At 72.8% G+C, this 20,839-nt stretch carries 18 protein-coding genes and 1 tRNA gene; 11 read left to right on the forward strand and 8 right to left on the reverse strand.

What is annotated here, in order from left to right:
- The first annotated feature begins 1 nt into the window (after nucleotide 1).
- The 6 genes from ACIHEI_RS20475 to ACIHEI_RS20500 all read left to right on the forward strand — a co-directional run bounded on the left by ACIHEI_RS20475 (nucleotide 2) and on the right by ACIHEI_RS20500 (nucleotide 6,749).
- Entirely contained in the window at nucleotides 2-1,117 is a 1,116-nt protein-coding gene (locus ACIHEI_RS20475) for a PP2C family serine/threonine-protein phosphatase (RefSeq protein WP_387646581.1), read from the forward strand.
- A gap of 31 nt (nucleotides 1,118-1,148) precedes the next feature.
- Complete coding sequence (locus ACIHEI_RS20480; protein WP_387862653.1) at nucleotides 1,149-2,486, forward strand: VWA domain-containing protein; 1,338 nt, start codon at nucleotides 1,149-1,151, stop codon at nucleotides 2,484-2,486.
- Nucleotides 2,487-2,597: 111 nt separating this feature from the next.
- A complete protein-coding gene (locus ACIHEI_RS20485) occupies nucleotides 2,598-4,034 on the forward strand; it encodes an FHA domain-containing protein (RefSeq protein WP_396607598.1) in 1,437 nt (478 codons plus the stop codon).
- A 158-nt stretch (nucleotides 4,035-4,192) separates the two neighbouring features.
- Nucleotides 4,193-5,110, forward strand: coding sequence for an ABC transporter ATP-binding protein (locus tag ACIHEI_RS20490; RefSeq protein WP_392951602.1), 918 nt, complete (start codon nucleotides 4,193-4,195; stop codon nucleotides 5,108-5,110).
- Entirely contained in the window at nucleotides 5,107-6,228 is a 1,122-nt protein-coding gene (locus ACIHEI_RS20495) for an ABC transporter permease (RefSeq protein ID WP_396607599.1), read from the forward strand. Before ACIHEI_RS20490 ends, ACIHEI_RS20495 begins: the two co-directional genes overlap by 4 nt.
- A 122-nt stretch (nucleotides 6,229-6,350) precedes the next feature.
- Entirely contained in the window at nucleotides 6,351-6,749 is a 399-nt protein-coding gene (locus tag ACIHEI_RS20500; RefSeq protein WP_392952005.1) for a globin, read from the forward strand.
- A 12-nt stretch (nucleotides 6,750-6,761) separates the two neighbouring features.
- Here ACIHEI_RS20500 and ACIHEI_RS20505 read toward each other — a convergent pair whose 3' ends face one another.
- From ACIHEI_RS20505 to ACIHEI_RS20525, 5 genes are all read right to left on the reverse strand, one after another.
- Nucleotides 6,762-7,454, reverse strand: a complete 693-nt coding sequence (locus tag ACIHEI_RS20505; protein ID WP_396607600.1) for a hypothetical protein — start codon at nucleotides 7,452-7,454, stop codon at nucleotides 6,762-6,764.
- A 58-nt stretch (nucleotides 7,455-7,512) separates the two neighbouring features.
- Entirely contained in the window at nucleotides 7,513-7,950 is a 438-nt protein-coding gene (locus tag ACIHEI_RS20510) for an acyl-CoA thioesterase (RefSeq protein WP_387646600.1), read from the reverse strand.
- A gap of 128 nt (nucleotides 7,951-8,078) precedes the next feature.
- Nucleotides 8,079-9,743, reverse strand: a complete 1,665-nt coding sequence (gene ettA, locus ACIHEI_RS20515; RefSeq protein ID WP_387646603.1) for an energy-dependent translational throttle protein EttA — start codon at nucleotides 9,741-9,743, stop codon at nucleotides 8,079-8,081.
- 219 nt (nucleotides 9,744-9,962) lie between these two features.
- Nucleotides 9,963-11,378 carry a Cys-Gln thioester bond-forming surface protein gene (locus ACIHEI_RS20520; RefSeq protein WP_392956894.1) on the reverse strand — a complete coding sequence of 472 codons (1,416 nt, stop codon included), beginning with the start codon at nucleotides 11,376-11,378 and terminating at the stop codon, nucleotides 9,963-9,965.
- A gap of 272 nt (nucleotides 11,379-11,650) precedes the next feature.
- On the reverse strand, nucleotides 11,651-12,286 hold the full coding sequence (locus ACIHEI_RS20525; protein ID WP_396607601.1) for a single-stranded DNA-binding protein: 636 nt from the start codon (nucleotides 12,284-12,286) through the stop codon (nucleotides 11,651-11,653).
- A gap of 615 nt (nucleotides 12,287-12,901) precedes the next feature.
- On the opposite strand from ACIHEI_RS20525, the gene ACIHEI_RS20530 reads away from it, so the two are divergent.
- Nucleotides 12,902-12,974: transfer RNA gene (locus tag ACIHEI_RS20530), tRNA-Arg, on the forward strand.
- Nucleotides 12,975-13,104: 130 nt separating this feature from the next.
- On the opposite strand, the gene ACIHEI_RS20535 is transcribed toward ACIHEI_RS20530, so the two are convergent.
- Entirely contained in the window at nucleotides 13,105-13,737 is a 633-nt protein-coding gene (locus ACIHEI_RS20535; protein WP_396607602.1) for a TetR/AcrR family transcriptional regulator, read from the reverse strand.
- Between the two features lie 59 nt (nucleotides 13,738-13,796).
- Here ACIHEI_RS20535 and ACIHEI_RS20540 point away from each other — a divergent pair, with 59 nt between their 5' ends.
- Both ACIHEI_RS20540 and ACIHEI_RS20545 read left to right on the forward strand, forming a co-directional pair.
- Nucleotides 13,797-14,354: a GNAT family N-acetyltransferase gene (locus tag ACIHEI_RS20540; protein ID WP_396607603.1), complete on the forward strand. Its 558-nt coding sequence runs from the start codon at nucleotides 13,797-13,799 to the stop codon at nucleotides 14,352-14,354.
- Between the two features lie 77 nt (nucleotides 14,355-14,431).
- Nucleotides 14,432-15,256 (forward strand): enoyl-CoA hydratase/isomerase family protein, encoded by an 825-nt coding sequence (locus ACIHEI_RS20545; RefSeq protein ID WP_392956899.1) that lies wholly within the window; start codon nucleotides 14,432-14,434, stop codon nucleotides 15,254-15,256.
- Nucleotides 15,257-15,292: 36 nt separating this feature from the next.
- Here the strand turns inward: ACIHEI_RS20545 and ACIHEI_RS20550 are convergent, their stop codons facing one another.
- The gene (locus ACIHEI_RS20550; protein ID WP_387646619.1) at nucleotides 15,293-16,510 is read right to left on the reverse strand and encodes an acyl-CoA dehydrogenase family protein; all 1,218 of its coding nucleotides are present in this window, start codon (nucleotides 16,508-16,510) and stop codon (nucleotides 15,293-15,295) included.
- A gap of 148 nt (nucleotides 16,511-16,658) precedes the next feature.
- Between ACIHEI_RS20550 and ACIHEI_RS20555 the strand changes: the two genes are divergently transcribed.
- The gene (locus ACIHEI_RS20555) at nucleotides 16,659-17,267 is read left to right on the forward strand and encodes a TetR family transcriptional regulator (RefSeq protein WP_387646622.1); all 609 of its coding nucleotides are present in this window, start codon (nucleotides 16,659-16,661) and stop codon (nucleotides 17,265-17,267) included.
- Between the two features lie 152 nt (nucleotides 17,268-17,419).
- Nucleotides 17,420-18,616, forward strand: a complete 1,197-nt coding sequence (locus tag ACIHEI_RS20560) for a glycoside hydrolase family 5 protein (protein WP_396607604.1) — start codon at nucleotides 17,420-17,422, stop codon at nucleotides 18,614-18,616.
- 89 nt (nucleotides 18,617-18,705) lie between these two features.
- On the opposite strand, the gene ACIHEI_RS20565 is transcribed toward ACIHEI_RS20560, so the two are convergent.
- Nucleotides 18,706-20,730 carry a M3 family metallopeptidase gene (locus tag ACIHEI_RS20565; RefSeq protein ID WP_396607605.1) on the reverse strand — a complete coding sequence of 675 codons (2,025 nt, stop codon included), beginning with the start codon at nucleotides 20,728-20,730 and terminating at the stop codon, nucleotides 18,706-18,708.
- Nucleotides 20,731-20,839 lie beyond the last annotated feature (109 nt).

The raw sequence follows: 20,839 nt of genomic DNA on the forward strand, positions 1-20,839 counted from the left end.
CATGCCGCAGCAGACCGAGTGCCCGACCTGTGCCGAACCGCTGGGGCCCCAGGACGCCTTCTGCGGGGCCTGCGGCACTGCCCTGACCGGACCGCCGACCCTCCGCGACCTGCCGGTGGTACCCAGCTGCCCGAACTGCGGCTCCACCGAGCTCGCCGACGGCTGGTGCCAGCGCTGCGGGCACGCCCAGCCCCGCGAACGCGACCACCAGGAACACCAGGTGACGGGCGTCGCCGCGGTCTCCGACCGGGGCCTGCGCCACCACCGCAACGAGGACGCGTTCGGCGTCGCCACCACCGACGGCCCGGACGGCGCGCCCGCCGTGGTCGCCGTGGTCTGCGACGGCGTCTCCTCCTCGGCCCGCCCCGACGAGGCGTCCGCCACCGCCGTCACCGCAGCCACCGACTCGCTGCTCGCCGCACTGGCGGCCGGCCGCGACCCCGGCCGGGCCATGCACGAGGCAATCGGCGCCGCCAACCGGGCCGTCACCGCGCTCGCCCACGACGGCACCCCCGCCGAACCGGGCCGCCACAACAACGCGCCCGCCTGCACCTACGTCAGCGCGGTCAGCACCGGCGGCCTGGTCACCATCGGCTGGGTCGGCGACACCCGCGCCTACTGGATCCCCGACGACCGCGAGTCCGCCGAGCCGTACCGCCTCACCGAGGACGACTCCTGGGCGGCCCGGATGGTCGCCGCCAGGCTGATGGACGAGGCCGAGGCCTACGCCGACCCGCGCGCCCACGCCATCACCGGCTGGCTCGGCGCCGACGCCGAGGACCTCGACCCGCACACCGTCAGCTTCACCCCGCACGTCCCCGGCGTGCTGCTGATCTGCACCGACGGCCTGTGGAACTACGCCGAGGCCGCCACCGACCTGGCGTTCTTCGTCCGCGCCGACGCCCGCGCCGAACCGCTGGCCGCCGCCCGCGAGCTGGTGCGGTTCGCGGTCGAGCGCGGCGGGCACGACAACATCACCGTCGCCGTGCTGCCGATCGACCCGCACGTCGCCCCGTCCACCCACGACGCCACCCTGGTCGACGTCCCGCTGCCGCGCGCCGCCGCCGACCCGGACACCGTGCCGCTGCGCCAGGCCGCCGAACCCGCCGTGAACTGACCGTCCCGACTCTCCGACAGGAGCCCCACGCATGGCCTCGTTGTCCAAGCCCGTCGCGCCGAGATTCGACGTCGACGTGTTCCAGAACGAGTACCTCGCGCAGGGCTCCCGGGAGGTCAACGCGATCGTCACCGTCACCGCGACCGGCGGTGGCACCTCCGGGGGGCGGCCGCTCGGCGCGGCCCCCGCCCCCGGGCCGGGCGCCGCCGTGGTGCTGGTGATCGACTGCTCCGGCTCGATGGAGCACCCGAACACCAAGATGCGGCACGCCCGGGAGGCCACCGCCGCCGCCATCGACACCCTGCGCGACGGCGTCGCGTTCGCCGTGGTGGCCGGCACCCACGAGGCCGTCGACGTCTTCCCCGGCAACGGCCGGCTCGCCGTCGTCGACCGGTACACCCGCGGCCACGCCAAGGAGGCGCTGCGCCGCCTCAAGCCGTCCGGCGGCACCGCGATCGGTACCTGGATCACCAAGGCCCGGCAGCTGTTCGACTCGCACCCGCAGGCGTCGATCCGGCACGCCGTCCTGCTCACCGACGGCCGCAACGAGCACGAGAAGCCCGCCGACCTGCAACGCGCCCTGGACGCGGCGACCGGCGCCTTCACCGCCGACTGCCGGGGCGTCGGCACCGACTGGGAGGTCGCCGAACTGCGGAAGATCTCCTCCGCGCTGCTCGGCACCGTCGACATCGTCGCCGAACCCTCCGGCCTCGCCGACGACTTCCGCGCCATGATGGCCACCGCCATGGGCAAGCAGGTCGCCGACGTGGCCCTGCGGGTGTGGACGCCCGCCAACGCCCGGGTGAAGTTCGTCAAGCAGGTCGCGCCCGCCGTCGAGGACCTCACCGAACGCCGCACCGAGGCCGGCCCTCGGGCGGGCGACTACCCGACCGGCTCGTGGGGCGACGAGTCCCGCGACTACCACGTGTGCGTCGAAGTCCCGGCCGCCGCCGTCGGCAACGAGATGCTGGCCGCCCGGATCAGCCTGGTCCTGCCGCAGGCCGACGGCACCGCCGAGGTCCTCGGCCAGGGCCTGGTGCGCGCCGTCTGGACCGACGACCTGGCCTCCTCGACCCGGATCAACGCCCAGGTCGCGCACTACACCGGACAGGCCGAACTCGCCGACTCCATCCGCGACGGCCTGGAGGCCCACCGGGCCGGCGACCTGGACCGCGCCACCGCCAAACTCGGCGCCGCCGTCCGCCTCGCCCACGCCGGCGGCAACGAGGGCACCCTCAAGCTGCTGCGGAAGGTGGTGGACGTCGTGGACGCCGGGGAGGGTACCGTTCGGTTCCGTAAGAACGTGAGCGAGGCCGACTCGATGACACTCGAGACCCGATCGACCAAGACCGTACGCGTGAAGAAGTGAGCCGGACACCGCCGGACCCGAACCTGCTGGAGTGTGGGGGACCTGATGCCGATCTGCCCTAGGGGACACGAGTCTCAGGCCGAGGACTGGTGCGACTACTGCGGATTCCCGATGACCCCGCCGCCCGGGCTGGCGATCCCCGGATTCCCGGCCGCACCGGCCCAGCCCGGCGGCCCCGGCGCGCCCGGCGCCGCGCCTGCCCCGCCGCAGGCCCCGTACGGCGGTGGCTTCCCGCCCGCCGGGCCGGGCAGCACCCCGCCGCGCGGCACCCCGGCCGGGGGCGGTGGCGGCTACTTCGAGCCGCGCCGCCCCGCCACCCCGGCGGGCGGCACACCCACCGGGCCCGCCGCCGGCGCACCCGGCGCACCCGGTGCCCCCGGCCCGTACGGCGCCCCGCCGCCCGCGGCCGCCACCTCGGCGCTGGCCACCTGCCCGATCTGCCGCACCCCGCAGACCGGCCGGTACTGCGAGGACTGCGGGTACGACTACAACCTGGCCGTCACGCCCCGCCCGCCGGGCGGTCCCGCCCCGGCCGGGCACCAGCCTCCGCCGCCCGCGCCGCAGCCCGCCGGCGGCCCGCACGGCCACCCCGAGCCGGGCCGGGCGCCGCAGGGCGCGCCGTCCGCGCAGCACGGCTACGGCTTCCCGCCGCCCGCCGCGCCGCCGGCCGCGCCGCCGTCCGCGCCCGCCGGGTTCGAGCCGTCCGCGTTCGAACCGGCCGCGCCCGCGCCCGGCTTCGAGCGGCCGACGCCGTTCGAGCGCCCGCAGCAGCCGTTCGAGCCGCAGAACCCGTACGAGCGGCCCGACTACGAGCGGTCGGGCTACCAGCAGCCCGCGCCCGGCCCGGCCTCCGCGCCGCCGCCCGGCTACCCGGGCGCGCCCGCCGCACCGTCCGCGCCTGCCCACGGCGGGCCTGCTGCCGCGCCCGGCTTCGAGAAGCGCCCGCCGGCCGCCTTCCCCGACGGCGACTACGAGCGCCCGGGCCCGGTGTACGCCGAGCCCTCCGGCCCGCAGCCGGGGCAGCAGCAGCGTCCCCCGCAGAGCGGCGACGACTTCGGCACCTCGTTCCGGCTGACCCCGCCCGGGCAGCAGGGGCAGCCCGGTCAGCAGCAGGGCCAGCCGCCGGCCGCTCCGCAGCGCACCACCTGGTTCGCCGTGGTGGCCGCCGACCACGACTACTTCAGCGACATGATGACCCGCAGCGGCCCGGAGGCGGCCGGGCTGTTCTTCCCGCCGTACACCCAGGAGCGGCGGATCCCGCTGACCGGCCGGGGCCAGCTGCGGATCGGGCGGCGCAGCCAGCAGCGCGGCACCGTGCCGGAGATCGACCTGTCGGTGTCCCCGGAGGACCCGGGCGCCTCGCACCAGCACGCCCTCCTCGCCGAACAGCCGGACGGCAGCTGGGTGGTGGTCGACCAGGACTCCACCAACGGCACCACCCTCAACGGCGGCCCGGACACCCTGCCGCCGCACACCGCGATCCCGCTGAACGACGGCGACCGCATCCACATCGGCGCCTGGACCACCATCACGGTGCACCGGGCCTGACAGGCGGTCAGTTCGCTGACCGTGCATCACCACCGGCCCGGCGGCGGGGCGTTCAGAGCTTCCACCGCCGGGCCGGTGGCGTGTCCGGCCATCACCGAACGATCAAAATTCGTACAAGGGTGTTCGTGGGCACTGCCCGCACCCCCTACGCTCGCCCCATGACTGAAGCAATAACCGCGGACGGGATCCGGAAGCGGTACGGGGATGTCCAGGCTGTCGACGGAGTGTCTCTCTCCGTCAGCACTGGCGAGTTCTACGGTCTGCTCGGACCGAACGGGGCGGGCAAGACCACCACACTGGAGATCCTGGAGGGCATCCGGGAGGCCGACGAGGGCCGGGTGGAGCTGCTCGGCCTGTCTCCGTGGCCGCGCAACAGCAAGCTGCTGCCGCGCATCGGGGTGCAGTTCCAGGCGTCGGCGTTCTTCAACAAGCTGACGGCGCGCGAGACCATCCGCACCTTCGCCTCCTTCTACGGCATCGGCCCCAAGGCGGCCGACGCGATGCTGGAGCGGGTCGGCCTGACCGAGTCGGCGGGCGCGCTGACCGACAAGATGTCCGGCGGCCAGGCCCAGCGCCTGTCCATCGCGTGCGCGCTGGTGCACGACCCGGAGCTGGTGTTCCTCGACGAGCCGACCACCGGCCTCGACCCGCAGGCCCGCCGCAACCTGTGGGACCTGCTGCGCGACATCAACGCCGAGGGCCGCACCGTCGTCCTCACCACCCACTACCTGGACGAGGCGGAGATCCTCTGCGACCGCGTCTCGGTGATGGACCACGGAAAGGTGCTGCGCACCGGCGCCCCCGCGGCGCTGGTCCGCGAGATCGACGACACCGTCCGGATCCGGGTGGAATCCGGAATGCTGACCGCCGACCGCGCCCGTGAACTGCTCACCGCCGCCGGCTCGGTGTTCAGCAACCTGGAGGACGACGGCATCACCCTCGCCCTGTCCACCGACGCGCCCGGGCCGGTGCTCTCCATGCTGGCCGAGGAGAACGCGCTGCGCGGCCTCGAGGTCCGCGGCGCCACCCTGGAGGACGTCTTCCTCCAGCTGACCGGACGGGAGTACCGGGCATGACCGCCACCGACCAGGCCCCCACCTCCCCCGCCGCCGACGGCGGCCGGGAGAAGGCCAACGCCTTCGTCGGACTGTCCCGGGTCATGCTGCTCGGCTTCGTCCGCGACAAGGGCACCCTGTTCTTCACGCTGGCCCTGCCGCTGATGTTCCTGGTGCTGTTCGGCGTCCTCTACAAGGGCGGCGGCACCTCGCACGTCAAGGTCGGCGAAGTCGGCCAGGTCAAGCTGCTGGACGCGCTGAAGGACCAGAAGGACGGCCCACTGTCCGTCCTGGAGATCACCCCCTTCGCCGACGAGAACGAGGCCCTCGCCAAGGTCAAGAAGGGCGACCTCGACGGCCTGGTGACCGAGGGCCCCGACGGCAAGCTGGTGCTCCGCTTCAGCCAGGCCGACCAGGTCAAGTCCGGCACCGTGCAGGGCATCATGAACTCCCTGGTGCAGACCGCCAACCAGCAGGCCTCGCACGCCACCCCCGCCTTCACCCTGGACGCCACCAAGGTCGAGGACGACTCCACCAAGCCGATCCAGTACCTGACGCCCGGCCTGCTCGCCTACGCCATCTCCATGGGCGCGGTCTACGGCGCCTCGTTCACCCTGGTGACCTGGCGCAAGAAGCGGGTGCTGCGCCGCCTGCGGCTGGCGCCCATCTCGGCGGGCACCATCGTCGGCGCCCGGGTGCTGGTCAGCGTGATCGTGGCGCTCGCCCAGACCGCGCTGTTCCTCGCGGTCGCGCAGCTGGACTTCTTCGGCCTCAAGCTCACCGGCAACTGGTGGCTGGTGATCCCGCTGGTGATCTGCGGCACCCTGGCCTTCATGTCGCTCGGTCTGCTCACCGGCTCGCTGGCGAAGTCCGAGGAGTCGGCGAACGGCCTGAACCAGCTGATCATCCTGCCGATGTCCTTCCTCGGCGGCGCGTTCATCCCGCTGGACTTCGCGCCCACCTGGCTGCAGGACATCTCCAAGGCCCTGCCGCTGCGCTACCTGATCAACCCCGCCAAGTCGGTGCTCAGCCAGGGCGGCGGCATCGCCGAGGCCCTGCCCGGCATGGGCATCCTGCTGGGATTCACGGTGGTGCTGTCCGCCATCGCCTGGCGCTTCTTCAACTGGGACGACGCGTAGCCGTCCGCACCCGCCCCGCGACGGGGGCCGTACACCGAAAGTCCCGGTGTACGGCCCCCGTCGGCGTCTGCGACCATGGACGGGTGACTGACACCGGGCGCGACACCGTACACGAGGAGACCGTGCAGCCGACGACGGCGGAGGAGGAGCAGAGCTTCTACGACCGCGTCGGCGGCGAGCAGACCTTCCGCCGGCTGGTCCACCTCTTCTACCAGGGCGTCGCCCAGGACGAGTTGCTGCGCCCGATGTACCCGGAGGAGGACCTCGGCCCCGCCGAGGAACGCTTCGCGCTGTTCCTCATGCAGTACTGGGGCGGCCCGCGCACCTACAGCGAGAACCGCGGCCACCCGCGCCTGCGGATGCGGCACGTCCCGTTCCAGGTCGACCGCGCCGCGCACGACGCCTGGCTGCGGAACATGCGCACCGCCCTCGACCAGCTCGCGCTGCCCGCCGAGGACGAGCGCGAGCTGTGGAACTACATGACGTACGCCGCCTCCGCGATGATCAACACCGCGGGCTGACGCCGCTCCTGGCTACCGCAGCGGGCTGAGCCCCAGGCCCGCGCCCGGGGCGCCGCCGGAACGCAGGGCAACCGAGCCGGCCGGGGCGTCCAGACGCAGCCAGGGGCCGGCCCGGAACGCGTGCAGCGGGGCGCCGGGCCGCAGGAACCCGATCGCGTGGGCGGCGTGCGCGGCCCGCAGCGGCAGGCCCTCGGCGGCGCCCAGCGGCCGGGACCAGATCTCGTCCGCCATCGCGTCCACCGCCTGCCGGCTCCGGTGGTGCTCCGGCACCTCGGCGACGCGCTGCTTGAACTCGGCGACGGCGGTGCGCACTTCGTCCATCACCCGGTCCACCGGCGGCTGCCCGAGCGGCTGCCAGCCGGAGCGCGGCGGCAGCAGGCCCGCCCAGGACGGGCCGGTGACGGGGGCGGGCAGCGTCAGGTGGGCGCCCGCCTCGTCCACGGACTCCAGCAACTGCCCGGCGGAGACGGTCAGATCGGCCGCCGCCGGCTCACCGGCGAGCCGCACGGTACGCACCGCGAGCACCGCCGAGCCGCCCAGCGGCAGCCGCCCGAACACCGCCAGCACGCCGCCGCCGTCCGCCCCCGGCACCGCCTGCAACCGGACCGCGGCGGCCCGGTCGAAGCGGAGCAGCCGGCCCAGGAGGGCCACCAGGTCGGCGGCCTCGCCCTGGTCGGCGAGGTCGAGGCGGGGGTTCGCGGTCACGGGGGTTCAGCTCGATTCGTGAGTGCGGCGGTCTCGGTGCGACGTGGTCCGAGGCCGGTCAGACGGCGGCGGGCTGCTCGTCCATGAAGCGGCTGAGGAACTCCCGCTCCACGGGGCTGATCCGGCGCGGGCGGCCCTCGACGAGGTTGTAGGGGACGACCACGGTGGAGGCGGTGACGTAGACCGTCTCGGTGCCGTCCTCGGCGATGTCCTTGATCTCGTAGGAGACGGTCAGCGAGGCTCCGCCGATCTTCGTCACCCAGGTCTCGATGGTGACCGGCTCGGGGCGGTGCACCAGCGGCCGCTTGTAGTCGATCTCGTGGCGGGCCACCACGGACCCGCCCGCGAACTCCCCGGCGCCGGCCTCGGCGGCCTGGGTGAACATGAAGTCGATCCGGGCCTCCTCCAGGTAGCGCAGGAAGACCACGTTGTTGACGTGACCGAAGGCGTCCATGTCCGACCACCGCAGGGGGCAGGCGTAGATGTGGCGTGCCACGGTGTTCTCCTCACATCAGGTGGACCCGCAGGAAGCCTACGGGCCGCGGCCCGGCAGTCCGCCCCGAGGGGGTGGGCTGCCGGGCCGCCGGTGCGTCCGCGGGTCAGCCGCGGGTGAGCGTCCGCGGATCAGCCGCGGGTGAGCTTCTTGTAGGTCGCGCGGTGCGGGCGGGCCGCATCGGCGCCCAGGCGCTCGATCTTGTTCTTCTCGTAGGACTCGAAGTTGCCCTCGAACCAGAACCACTTGCTGTCGCCCTCGTAGGCGAGGATGTGGGTGGCCACTCGGTCCAGGAACCAGCGGTCGTGGGAGATGACCACGGCGCAGCCGGGGAACTCCAGCAGCGCGTTCTCCAGCGAGGACAGCGTCTCGACGTCGAGGTCGTTGGTCGGCTCGTCGAGGAGCAGCAGGTTGCCGCCCTGCTTGAGGGTGAGCGCCAGGTTGAGGCGGTTGCGCTCACCACCGGACAGCACGCCGGCCGGCTTCTGCTGGTCCGGGCCCTTGAAGCCGAACGCGGAGACGTAGGCGCGGGACGGCATCTCGACCTGGCCGACGTTGATCCAGTCGAGGCCGTCGGAGACGACCTCCCACAGGGTCTTCTTCGGGTCGATGTTGGAGCGGGTCTGGTCGACATAGCTGATCTTGACGGTCTCGCCGACCTTGACGGTGCCGCTGTCCGGGGTCTCCAGGTCCTGGAGCATCTTGAACAGGGTGGTCTTGCCGGCGCCGTTCGGGCCGATGATGCCGACGATGCCGTTGCGCGGCAGCGTGAAGCTCAGGTCGTCGATCAGCACCTTCTCGCCGAAGGCCTTGTTGAGGTGGTCGACCTCGATGACGACGCTGCCCAGACGCGGGCCCGGCGGGATCTGGATCTCCTCGAAGTCCAGCTTCCGCATCTTGTCGGCCTCGGCCGCCATCTCCTCGTAACGGGCGAGGCGGGCCTTGGACTTGGCCTGGCGGCCCTTGGCGTTGGAGCGGACCCACTCCAGCTCTTCCTTGAGCCGCTTGGCGCGCTTGGCGTCCTTCTGGCCCTCGACCTTGAGACGGGTCTGCTTGGTCTCCAGGTAGGTGGAGTAGTTGCCCTCGTACGGGTACGCGCGGCCGCGGTCGAGCTCGAGGATCCACTCGGCGACGTTGTCCAGGAAGTACCGGTCGTGGGTGACGGCGACGACGGTGCCGGGGTACTTCTCGAGGTGCTGCTCCAGCCAGTTCACCGACTCGGCGTCCAGGTGGTTGGTGGGCTCGTCGAGCAGCAGCAGGTCGGGCTGCTCCAGCAGCAGCTTGCACAGCGCCACGCGGCGCTTCTCGCCACCGGACAGCTTGGTGACCGGCCACTCGCCGGGCGGGCAGCCCAGCGCGTCCATGGCCTGCTCCAGCTGGGCGTCCAGGTCCCAGGCGTTGGCGTGGTCCAGGTCCTCCTGGAGCTTGCCCATCTCGTCGAGCAGCGCGTCCGAGTAGTCGGTCGCCATCAGCTCGGCGATCTCGTTGAACCGGTCGAGCTTGCCCTTGGTCTCCTTGACGCCGTCCTGGACGTTCTCCAGCACGGTCTTCGTCTCGTCCAGCGGCGGCTCCTGCTGGAGCATGCCGACGGTGAAGCCCGGCGAGAGGAAGGCGTCGCCGTTGGAGGGCTGGTCCAGGCCGGCCATCATCCGCAGCACGGTGGACTTGCCGGCGCCGTTGGGGCCGACGACGCCGATCTTCGCCCCGGGGAGGAAGCTGAGCGTCACGTCGTCAAGGATGACCTTGTCGCCGTGTGCCTTGCGCACCTTGCGCATGGTGTAGATGTATTCCGCCACGTGAGATCGCTCCGGCGTCGTCGTCGAGTTAATCGGCTTGCAGCGTTCCATTGTGCCGTAAGGCCGGTGCCGCCCCGAACGCGCTCGAGGGTGTGCGGCGACGGCGACCGGCCGGGCCGTGACCGCGGGCGGCCCGGGACGCGAACGGCCCCGCCCCCAGTGTTGCGGGGGCGGGGCCGCCCCTCCCCGGCGGGCGGCCGGGGAGGGTCAGCGTGCGGGTCAGGCGCGGCTGTGGCGGCCGCGGCGACGCAGGGCGTAGACCGCGGCGGCACCGGCGACGACCAGCGCACCGGCGATCGCGGCGGTGATGCCGGTGCCCATGCCGCCACCGGTGGTGGCCAGCTCAGGAGCGGACGAGCTGGGCTTCGGGGTGGCCGGCGGGGTGGTCGGCGGCAGGCTGACGCTGTCGGTCTTGCAGTTCAGCACGCCGCTGAAGGTCTGCGAGAAGCCGCCCGGGCCGGTGACGGTGAAGTTGTAGGCGGTGTCCTCGGCGACCGGCAGGACGACGTCCTGGGTGGCGCCGGGCTTCACGGTGACGTCCTTGCCGCCGACGGTGAACTTCCAGTCCTGGTCGCCCTTGTTGGAGACGGTGAGGACCAGCGCGCCCTGCGTGCAGTCGACCTTGGCGGTGGCGGCCGGGATCGGGCCGGTGGGCGCCCAGGCGAGGGTGGCGAGCGCGTTGACCTTGACCTTGTTGCTGCCGGCCAGGATCAGCGTCTGGCTGTGCTTGCCGTTGTCGTCGCCGACGAACGCCCGGCCGAGCTTGATGGTGGCGGAGGCGTCCGCGTTGATGGTGGCGGTGCCGGCGTCCGCACCGGCCGGGACCTTCGCGAACAGCTGGTCGCCGTTCTTGGCGGTCTTCACCGCGGCACCGTTCTTGTCGACCAGGGTGACCCCCGCGTCGGTGCCCTTCTTGTCGAGGGCGACGGCGACGTCGGCGGCGCCGCCGCCGGTGGTGACGGTGATCGGGCCGAGCGTCTCACCGCTCTTGCCGGCCACCGAGCCCGGGTTGAGGGCCAGCGAGGGCTTGGGCTCCTCGGCGCCGCCCTTGGCGTCGGCCTGGGCGATCAGCCAGGCGGTGAGCTGCTTGGCCTTCGGGAAGTCGCTGCTCTGCCTGACCGCGACGTTCGGGTCGGAGAAGTGCCAGATCGCCACCTGGGTGGCCGCACCGGCATCGTCCTTGGTCAGGCCGTCGATCCCCGAGGCCTTGGAGAGCGCGGCCTCGTCGATGTTCGGGAAGGAGTGCTCGAGTATCCACTGGATCTTCGGGCCGGCCTTGGCCTTGACCTTCTCCGGCTGGGAGAGCGAGGTGGAGGCCCAGTCGGTCTCGTGGTACGTGGCGTTCTTGAGCGTGTCGTTGAGCAGGTCGATGCAGTAGACGTCCAAGGTGCTCTCGGTGCCGACCACACCGAGCGTGAACTGCCCTGCGGGGATGGCCAGCCAGTGGCCCGGGCTCACTTCGTGTTCGATCTTCTCGCCGTAGCGGACGCCGCCCTGCAGCTTCCCGGTCACTCCCGAGTGGCCGTCGGCCGCGGCGGCGGTACCGGTGGCGAGCAGCCCCGACCCGACGACGAGACCGGACGCGAGCATGACAGCAACGATGCGGGAGACAGCCCGCCCCTGCTTGTGGAACATGTGCGATCCCTCCGGGCGGCGACGTGCCGTTGGCAACCCGCCCCCTGCAAAGCGGCAACCCCCTGTGGCGCCGCTGCACGTGTGTGGACCAGACGCATCCTATTGACGCCGCCCGAGCACTCGACGCCCGTAGCAAATCAGGACGATATCGTGGCTGTTTCGTTATCAAGGAGCGGACTGTCAGCGGGAGTTGATGAGTCGACATAAAGTCACGAGCCGCCGCCGCGGCAATCAGGATTGCACCGATCGGTGCCTCAGGTGCCCAGAATCCGTCAGTTCAGAACCTCCTCCGTCACATCCGAACCCCCCGGCCCCGCGGGCCCGGCGACGCCACCTGCCGCAACACCCGCCGGGCCGCCCGCGGCACCGCCGGCCGCGCCCGCCGCCGCATCGGCCTCCCGGCGGGCCGCCACCGCCCTGACGATCCACTCCGGCACCGCCTCCTCCACCAGCCGCACCGCCCGCGACCCGCCCCTCGCCGGGCCGCTCGGCCACTCGGCCGCCGAACTGCCCTGCGCCGCACCCGCCTTGACCTCCACCGCCCGGGCCTCCAGCCCCCGCTTGAAGACCGAGGTGCCGCGGGCGAGATCGTGCCCCACCGCCCGGGCGTCGATCTCCACCTCCGTGCGCCGACTGCCCTCCTCTCCCCATTCGCGCACCCGCAGCCGCCCGCTCACCACCAGTGGGTCTCCCTTGTTGACCGAACTGACCACGTTGACCGCGAGCCGCCGCCAGGCCACCACCGTCAGCCAGGTGGTCTCGCCGTCCGCCCAATCACCGCGCTCCCGGTCGTAGCGCCGCTCGGTGGCGGCCAATCGGAAGCTGGCGACGGCCACCCCGCCGGCCGTCTCCCGGTACGTCACATTCGAGGCCGCATTGCCGACCATCGTCACCAGCGCGCCGTCCATTCCCCTGCCTCCGCTCTCCGGCCGCCGGACCGGCCGAACCGCATTTCGCCGACGGTATTTCCGCCGCGGACAGATCCTCCTCCCACCGACGAATTCGGACCGGAAACTTCGCTCCCCCTGTGGAAAACTCGGCCCTGTGGAAAACCGGGATAACTCGCAAGAGTGAAATACCGGTGATTTCCTGTTCAGAATCGATCACTTGAAGTGACGCACCGGGGATCGTGTTCACGACAAGGCTCTCCGCACACCCGCAGGACACCTGCGCGCCACCGCCGAAACCCCGAACGGGCGGGCGTCAACTCGCCCCGTCCATGTCATCCACCTGAACGAACCCCTAAACATGCCCCCACCCGCGGGCCGGTTCGGGGGATTGCCACGCCGAATGCATAACGGGTGGGGCGACAGCCCCGTAACGACTGCACAACGTCCGGCTCCAGGACGCCGCAGAACGCTGCGCATCAGGGCACTACCTGCGATTATCGGACCGCCCCGTGGAGGCCGACACACCCCTGTCGGGTCTTCGAAGTCCAGGTGGCGGAACTGAACACCCGTATCCTGTCCCGGAACATCCCGTCCCGGCGCCCAGGCCCGGCAAGCGGGCCGACGTCACACCCGGCCCCCATAGCTCAGCGGATAGAGCACCCGCCTTCTAAGCGGTAGGTCGCAGGTTCGAATCCTGCTGGGGGCACACAAGGCTCCGGCGACCCGCCGAGCAGCCCCACCCCCGGCCAGCACCCGGCCGGTCGCCGGCGCACCCCCCGGCCAGTCGCCGACCCGCCCTCGGCCGGTCCCCGTTGAGCTCCCCGGTCGGCCCCGGGTCACGCCCCGTCCGGGCCCGCCCGCTCCCCCGTCGCCAGACCGGCCAGGAAGCCGTCCAGCAGCGCGCGTTGGCGCTCCGGCGGGAATTCGGCGGGCGCGAAGAGCGCCTGCACCACCAGTCCGAGCGCGAAGGACTGGGCCAGCGCGGCCAGGTCCGCGGCCGGCCGGTCGGCGGGGAGTTCGCCCAGTTCCTGCGCCTCGGCGCACAGCTCGGTCATCCGCCGCCGGCTGCGGCGGTAGCGCTCGGCGTGTTCGGCGGTCAGTTCGGGGTCGGTGAGCGCGGCGTCCCAGGAGCCGACCCAGATCCGGTTGCCGGCGGCGCCCGCGCCGTCCAGCGGCAGGATGTCGAGCAGCGCGGCGCGCAGCACGGCCAGGCCGCGGGCGGTGGCGGCCTCGGCGGTGGCGGGGCGGTGGCGTTCGGCGCTCTGCCGGTCGAGGACGTCCAGCGCGTGCGCGACCAGCGCCCGCTTGTTGGGGAAGTAGTGGGTGAGCAGCCCGGTGGAGGCGCCGAGTTCGGCGGCCACGGCGCGCAGGGTGAGTCCGCCGAAGCCGCGGGCGGCGAGTACTCGCCAGACCGCCTCGGAGACGTCCCGGCGGCGTGCTTCGTGGTCTCCGCGGGCGGGTGGTGTCATCGCGCTAGGGTACCTACCAAACGTTTGTTATGTATGTCGGAACGCCGGAGGGGCCGCCCATGTACACCGTCGCACTCGCCGAGAACGCCGAGCTCCGCCCGCTTGAGCCGTGGCAGGCCGAGGAGTTCCTGGCGCACGTGGACCGCGCCCGGGCCACCGTCGACCCGTTCATCCCGTGGGCCTCCATCAGCACCGACCTGGCCTCGGCCCGCGCGACCCTGCAGCGCTACGCCGACAAGCAGGCCGCCGACGCCGGCCGGATCTACGGGATCTGGCTCGACGGCACCCTGGTCGGCGGGACGATGTTCGTCCACTTCGACGCCAAGGGCGGGGTGTGCGAGATCGGTGTGTGGTCGGAGCCGGCCGGCCGCGGCCGCGGGCTGATCACCGAGGCGGTCCGGCACCTGCTGGACTACGCGCTGCTGGAGCGCGGCCTGTACCGCGCCGAGTGGTGGAACTCCACGGTGAACCCGCGCAGCCGGGCGACCGCCCAGCGCCTGGGCATGACCCTGGACGGGACGATGCGCAAGTACACCGAGCACCACGGCGAGCGCCTGGACCTGGAGATCTGGTCGATGCTGGCGTCGGAGTGGCGGGCGGCCCGCGAGGCGGCTTGATCCTGATCACATGGCCCGCGCCCGGCACGCTGTGGAAGGCTGACGAACCGTCCCTTTCCGCTATTCCGGAGGCCGTGATGTCCACGAGCACCGACCCGCTCGACCGCCCGGGCCCCGGGGACACCGAGCTGCCGACCGGCGTGGCGGGCCTGCGCTGCTGGGTGGGCGCGGACCGGGTGGCGACGGTGCTGCTGGACCGGCCGAAGCGCCGCAACGCGGTGACCGGCGCCATGTGGCGGGCGCTGCCGGGCCTGCTGGCCGAGCTGGGCGCCCGCGCCGACGTGCGGGCGCTGCTGCTGACCGGCGCCGAGGGCACCTTCTCGGCCGGTGCGGACATCGCCGAACTCGCCGGGGTGTACGCCGATCCGGCCGCCGCGGACGCCTATCACGCGTTGAACGTGGCGGCCGAGGAGGCGCTGGCAGCATTCCCGCGGCCGACGCTGGCGGTGATCCGGGGCGCCTGCGTGGGCGGCGGCTGCCAGCTGGCGGTCGCCTGCGACCTGCGCTTCGCCGCCGAGGACGCCCGGCTCGGCATCACCCCGGCCAAGCTGGGCGTGGTGTACCCGGCGGTGCCGACGCTGCGGCTGGCCGCGCTGGTCGGCCCGGCCCGGGCCAAGTACCTGCTGTTCTCCGGCGCGCTCGTCCCGGCCGCCCGCGCGGAGCGCTTCGGCCTGCTGGACGAGGTCGTCCCGGCCGAGGAACTCGACTCCCGCGCACGCGAGTTCGCCCGCCTGCTGACCCACCGCTCACCCCAGACCATCGGCGCGGTGAAGGCGGCCCTGGCCGTCCCCGCAGCGGATGCCGCAGACGCCCTGGAGCCGTGGGAGCGTGCCTCCCGCACGGCACCGGACGTCCGCGAGGGCCTGGCGGCGTTCCTGGAGCGGCGCGAACCCTCGTTCTGAACGGCCGGCCCCCGCTGAGGGGACGCCGAGGCGGCGTCAGCGGATGGGCGCGCCCGAGATGGCCCGGGCGATGACCAGCCGCTGGATCTCGCTGGTGCCCTCGAAGACGGTGTAGATCGCGCTGTCGCGGTGCATCCGCTCGACCGGGTACTCGCGGGTGAAGCCGTTGCCGCCGAGGATCTGCATGGCCTGCGCGGTGACGAACTTGGCCGTCTCGCCGGCGTACAGCTTGGACATCGAGCCTTCGGCGTTGGTGAACGGCCGGTTGTTGACGGCCATCCAGGAGGCCCGCCAGACCAGCAGCCGGGCCGCGTCGATCCGGGTCTTCATGTCGGCGAGCTGAAAGGCGACGCCCTGGTTCTCGATGATCGGCTTGCCGAACTGGACCCGGGTCTTGGCGTAGTCCAGGGCGACCTCGTACGCGGCCCGGGCGATGCCGATGGCCTGGGCGCCGACGGCGGGGCGGGAGGCCTCGAAGGTGGCCATCGCGGCGTTCTTGCCGCCGCCCCTGGTGCCCTCGCGGGCCCGGGCGAGGCGGGCGTCCAGCTTCTCCTTGCCGCCGAGCAGGCAGTGGCCGGGGATCCGGACGTCGTCGAGGACGACCTCGGCGGTGTGCGAGGCGCGGATGCCGTGCTTCTTGAACTTCTGGCCCTGGCTCAGGCCCTTGGTGCCGGGCGGGATCAGGAAGGACGCCTGGCCGCGCGAGCCGAGCTCGGGGTCGACGGTGGCGACCACGACGTGGATGTGGGCGATGCCGCCGTTGGTGGCCCAGGTCTTGGTGCCGTTGATCACCCACTCGTCCTTGGCCTGGTCGTAGACGGCGCGGGTGCGCAGCGCGGAGACGTCGGAGCCGGCGTCGGGCTCGGAGGAGCAGAACGCGGCGACCTTGACGTCGTCGGGGGTGCCGAACATCTGCGGTGCCCAGGTGCCGATCTGCTCGTCGGTGCCGTTGGCGAGCACGGCGACGGCGGCCAGGGTGGTGCCGGTGATGGCCAGGGCGATGCCGGCGTCGCCCCAGAAGAGTTCTTCCATGGCGATCGGGATGCCGACGCCGGACGGGTCGAAGAACTGCTGGGCGTAGAAGTCGAGCGAGTAGATGCCGAGCTTCGCGGCCTCCTGGATGATCGGCCAGGGGGTCTCCTCGCGTTCGTCCCACTCGGCGGCGGCCGGGCGGATGACGTCGGCGGCGAAGCCGTGCAGCCAGTCGCGGACGGCGATCTGGTCCGGCCCGGGGTCGAGCGAGAAGGTGGTCATGGGTCGGCCTCCATGGGACGGGGATGCGGGCCGGAGCGTCCGCGCCACTGCGCTGTTACCTCCGGTAACATGGTGGCGAGTCTGCTACCGATAGGTAACCGGTGTCAACGCCCGTCCCGGACCGCCCTGCACGCACGAGGAGCAGCGCATGACCACCGAACCCCGCCGTGAACAACTGCTCAACGCCGCCGACCGGGTCGTCCAGCGCGAAGGCCCGAGCGCCAGCATGAACGCGATCGCCGCCGAGGCGGGCATCACGAAGCCCATCCTGTACCGGCACTTCGGCGACCGGAACGGCCTGATCGGCGCGCTGACGGCGCGTCACACGGCCGGACTGCTGGCCGCCGTCCGGGCCGCCCTGAACGAGCCGCTGGAGCGCCGCGACCGGGTCGAGCACGTGCTGGACATCTACCTGGCCGCGATCGAGGCCCGCCCGCAGGTGTACCGGCTGCTCACCCACCCCGAGCCCGGCGATCCCACCGGCGCGGGCAACGCGCTGGCGCCCGCGCTGCGGCAGATCGCCGAGGAGATCACCCGCGCCATCCAGCGGCAGATCGACCTCGGGCAGGACGGGCCGCTGCTCTCCGAGACCTGGGGCCGCTCGATCACCGGCATGGTGCTGGCGGCCGGCGACTGGTGGCTGGAGACCCGCCCCTGCCCGCGCGCCCGGATGGTGCAGGCGCTCGCCGACCTGTTGTGGGGCCGGCTCTCGGCGGCTGCCGACCTGCCGCCGATGCTCGCCACGCCGGAGGCCTGACCAGCATCGGCTGCCGACCTGCCGCCGATGCTCGCCACGCCGGAGGCCTGACCACCCATCGAACATGAGCATGTCTCACCTCTTGTGCGGCGGGGACGGCTCCGGCAGGATCGGCGCACCCCACCCCTCCCCACCCCGCCGCGAGGTGCCCCGTGCGCGTCCGCCGCTCCGCCGCCGCCCTGCTGCTCACCGCCGCCGTCGTCCTCGGCACCGTCTCGGCCGGCCCGCCCGCCGACCACATCGACCGCTTCGACGCCCGCAAGGTCTCCGCCACCACCCTCCCCGACGGCCGCACCGCCTTCACCGACCGGCACGGACGCGTCCTCGACCTGCGCGGCTTCAACCTCGACAAGTACGACGAGACCACCGAGGCCGACCTTCGCGACCTCGCCTCGCACGGCTTCCAACTGATCCGCGTCGCCGTCTCCTGGGCCCGCCTCGAACCCGCCCCCGGCCGCTACGACAAGGCCCAACTCGCCCGCCTGCACCGCATCCTGGACTGGGCCGAGAAGTACCACCTGTACGCCGTCGTCGACTACCACCAGGACGTCTACGGGCAGTACTTCGGCGGCGGCGACGGCGGCGCACCCAGCTGGGCCACCCGCGACGACGGCCTGCCGTTCACCCCCGACCCGAACGACTGGTTCGCCGGCTACTTCCAGCCCTCCGTCCAGGCCGCCTTCCGTCACCTCTACGACGACCGCGACCTGCAACGCGCCCAGGCCGACCTCTACGCCACCGTCGCCCGCGAACTGCGCGGCCACCGCGCCCTGCTCGGCTACGACCTGTTCAACGAGCCGTTCGGCCCGGTGAACGGCGACCCCACCGACCCGGCCGTCCTCGCCGCCTCCGCCGCCGCCCTCGAACAGGGCCGGCTCCCCGCCATGTACCGCCGCCTGATCGCGGCGGTCCGTCAGGTCGACCGCGACGCCTGGCTGTTCGTCGAACCCACCGTCCTGGTCGGCCAGGGCGTCCCCACCCGGCTCCCCGCCTTCACCGACCCCCGGCCCGGCGCCGACCGGATCGGCTACGCCCCGCACTTCTACGACACCGCCGTCGAAGCCGGCCGGGACTGGGACCCGGCCGGCGGCTTCGTCGACGCCTACACCGACGCCATCACCACCTACCCCCGCACCCACCACCTCCCCGTCCTGGTCGGCGAATGGGGCCCGCCCAGCGCCGCCACCCCCGGCAACGCCGAACTGATCCGCCGCCAGGTCACCGCGATGAACGGCTTCGCCGCCGCCTGGACCATGTGGTACTGGTGCCGCGGCAACGGCGGCTACTGCGCCCTCACCCCCACCGGCGCACCGGCCCCCGGCTACGGCCCGGTGTTCGCCGGACGGTAGGCACGGGGCGCTCGGGTGCCCTCCGTCCTGCTCGTGCGTGGTTGCTCGCGCAGTTCCCCGCGCCCCTGTCGGGGCGCGGGTCCCGGCCCCTATTTCAGCCCGCGCCGCACCAGCAGCGGCTCGATCGAAGGCTCCCGCCCCAGCACCGCCCGCACGCACTCCATCGCGTCCCGGCTCCCGCCCCGCGAAAGCAGCTCCGCCCGGAACAGCTCGCCGCTCTCCCGCACTTCGCGCCCGCCGCCGCGGAACCACTCCACCGTCTCGGCGTCCAGCACCTCGGACCAGATGTACGCGTAGTACCCGGCGCTGTACCCGTTCGAGAACACGTGGTTGAAGTAGCCGGTCCGGTACCGCGGCGGCACCGTCGCCATCCCGACGCCCGCCTCGGCGAGTGCCCGGGCCTCGAAGGTTTCCGCGTCCTCGACGACCGTGCCGGCCGGCAGCGAGTGCCAGGCCCAGTCGAGCAGCGCCGCCGCCAGGTACTCGACGGTGCGGAAGCCCTGCCCGTAGTTCTCGGCGGCCAGCATCCGCTCCACCGTCTCGGCGGCCAGCGGCTCGCCGGTGACGTGGTGCCGGGCGTAGTTGGCCAGCACCTCGGGCCAGACCATCCACATCTCGTTGACCTGGGACGGGAACTCCACGAAGTCGCGGGGCACTTCGGTGCCCGCGAACAGCGGGTACCGCACGTCCGAGAACAGGCCGTGCAGCGCGTGCCCGAACTCGTGGAACAGCGTCCGCACCTCGTCCCAGCTGAGCAGCGCCGGCTCGCCGGCCGGCGGGTGCGCGATGTTGAGGTTGTTGACCACCACCGGCTTGCGGCCGAGCAGCCGGGACTGCGGGACCAGTTCGTTCATCCACGCGCCGCCGCGCTTGGACTCGCGGGCGAAGAAGTCGCCGATGAACAGGCCCAGCGAGGACCCGTCCGCGTCGGTCACCTCGAACACCCGGGCGTCCGCGTGGTAGGCCGTCAGTTCCGGACGCTCGGTGAAGCTCAGCCCGTACGCCAGGCCGGCCGCGAAGAACACGCCGTCCCGCAGCACCCGCTCGAGTTCGAAGTACGGGCGCAGCGCGGCGGTGTCCACGTCGTAGCGCTCGGCGCGCACCTTCTCGGCGTAGAACGCCCAGTCGTGGGCGGCGAGTTCGGTGACGCCGTCGGCGGCCGCGGCGGCCGCCAGCTCGGCGGCCTCGCGCTCCGCGTTGGCGACGGCGGGTCCGACGAGGCGGCCGAGCATCGCGCCGACCGCTTCGACGGTGCCGGCGGTCTCGTCGGCGACGACGTACGCGGCGTGGCTGTCGTAGCCGAGCAGCGCGGCGCGTTCGGCGCGCAGCGCGGCCATCCGGGCGGCCAGCGGGCCGTTGGTGTCCAGGCCGCGGCGCAGCGAGGCGGTGAGCAGGCGCTCGCGCAGGGCGCGGTCGGTGAGCTCGGCGAGTTCGGTCTGGTTGGAGAAGTTCTTCAGGCTGAGCACCCAGTGGCCGTCGTGGCCGAGCGCGCGGGCGTTCTCGGCGGCGGCGGCGATCGCGGTGTCGGGCAGCCCGTCGAGGGCGTCGGCGCTGTCCACCACGATGGCGCCGGCCAGCGAGGCCTCGTGGGTGTTCTTGCGGAACGCGGCGGCGTCGGCCGCGAGCCGGGTGTTGATCTCGCGCAGCCGCTGCTGGCCGGCCTCGTCGAGGCGGGCGCCGGCCCGGACGAAGGCGGTGTGGTGGCGCTCCAGCAGGCGCAGCGACTCGGCGTCCAGGCCGAGTTCGTGGCGGGTGCGGTGCAGGGTGTCGATGCGGGCGAACAGCGCCGCGTCGAGGTGGATCGCGTCGGAGTGGGCGGCCAGCCGGGGGCTGATCTCGGCGTCGAGGGCCTGGACTCCGGGGGTGGTGTCGGAGGAGTCCTGGTTTTCGAACACCACGCTCACCCGGCGCAGCACCGCGCCGGAACGTTCCAGCGCCACCACGGTGTTGTCGAAGGTCGGCGGCTCCGGGTCGGCGACGATCGCGGCGACCTCGGCGAGCTGGTCGGCCATGCCCCGCTCGAACGCCGGACGGTAGTGCTCTTCCCGGATCTCGGCGAAGGGCGGAAGCTCGAACACCAGGGTGCTGGGCGAGAAGAAGGGATTGTCGCTCATGTCCGCCGACCCTACGGGGCGCCGGGCCCGGGCGGAACACCGAATCCCCACAAGCACTGCTGACGTGGGCTGTCACCGGTACCGGCTACCGTCAACAGGTCCCCCGCCG

It is taken from the genome of Kitasatospora sp. NPDC051984 (assembly GCF_044593455.1).
Classification (GTDB): domain Bacteria; phylum Actinomycetota; class Actinomycetes; order Streptomycetales; family Streptomycetaceae; genus Kitasatospora.

What these genes read in the sequence shown, in the direction of transcription:
- ACIHEI_RS20525 (WP_396607601.1), bottom strand. Translation starts at nt 12,286, where the DNA reads ATGGACGGCGCGCTGGTGACGATGGTCGGCAATGCGGCCTCGAATGTG.
- ACIHEI_RS20495 (WP_396607599.1), top strand. Translation starts at nt 5,107, where the DNA reads ATGACCGCCACCGACCAGGCCCCCACCTCCCCCGCCGCCGACGGCGGC.
- ACIHEI_RS20550 (WP_387646619.1), bottom strand. Translation starts at nt 16,510, where the DNA reads ATGACCACCTTCTCGCTCGACCCCGGGCCGGACCAGATCGCCGTCCGC.
- ACIHEI_RS20540 (WP_396607603.1), top strand. Translation starts at nt 13,797, where the DNA reads ATGTACACCGTCGCACTCGCCGAGAACGCCGAGCTCCGCCCGCTTGAG.
- ACIHEI_RS20535 (WP_396607602.1), bottom strand. Translation starts at nt 13,737, where the DNA reads ATGACACCACCCGCCCGCGGAGACCACGAAGCACGCCGCCGGGACGTC.
- ACIHEI_RS20520 (WP_392956894.1), bottom strand. Translation starts at nt 11,378, where the DNA reads ATGTTCCACAAGCAGGGGCGGGCTGTCTCCCGCATCGTTGCTGTCATG.
- ACIHEI_RS20545 (WP_392956899.1), top strand. Translation starts at nt 14,432, where the DNA reads ATGTCCACGAGCACCGACCCGCTCGACCGCCCGGGCCCCGGGGACACC.
- ACIHEI_RS20565 (WP_396607605.1), bottom strand. Translation starts at nt 20,730, where the DNA reads ATGAGCGACAATCCCTTCTTCTCGCCCAGCACCCTGGTGTTCGAGCTT.
- ACIHEI_RS20555 (WP_387646622.1), top strand. Translation starts at nt 16,659, where the DNA reads ATGACCACCGAACCCCGCCGTGAACAACTGCTCAACGCCGCCGACCGG.
- ACIHEI_RS20485 (WP_396607598.1), top strand. Translation starts at nt 2,598, where the DNA reads ATGACCCCGCCGCCCGGGCTGGCGATCCCCGGATTCCCGGCCGCACCG.
- ACIHEI_RS20490 (WP_392951602.1), top strand. Translation starts at nt 4,193, where the DNA reads ATGACTGAAGCAATAACCGCGGACGGGATCCGGAAGCGGTACGGGGAT.
- ACIHEI_RS20475 (WP_387646581.1), top strand. Translation starts at nt 2, where the DNA reads ATGCCGCAGCAGACCGAGTGCCCGACCTGTGCCGAACCGCTGGGGCCC.
- ACIHEI_RS20480 (WP_387862653.1), top strand. Translation starts at nt 1,149, where the DNA reads ATGGCCTCGTTGTCCAAGCCCGTCGCGCCGAGATTCGACGTCGACGTG.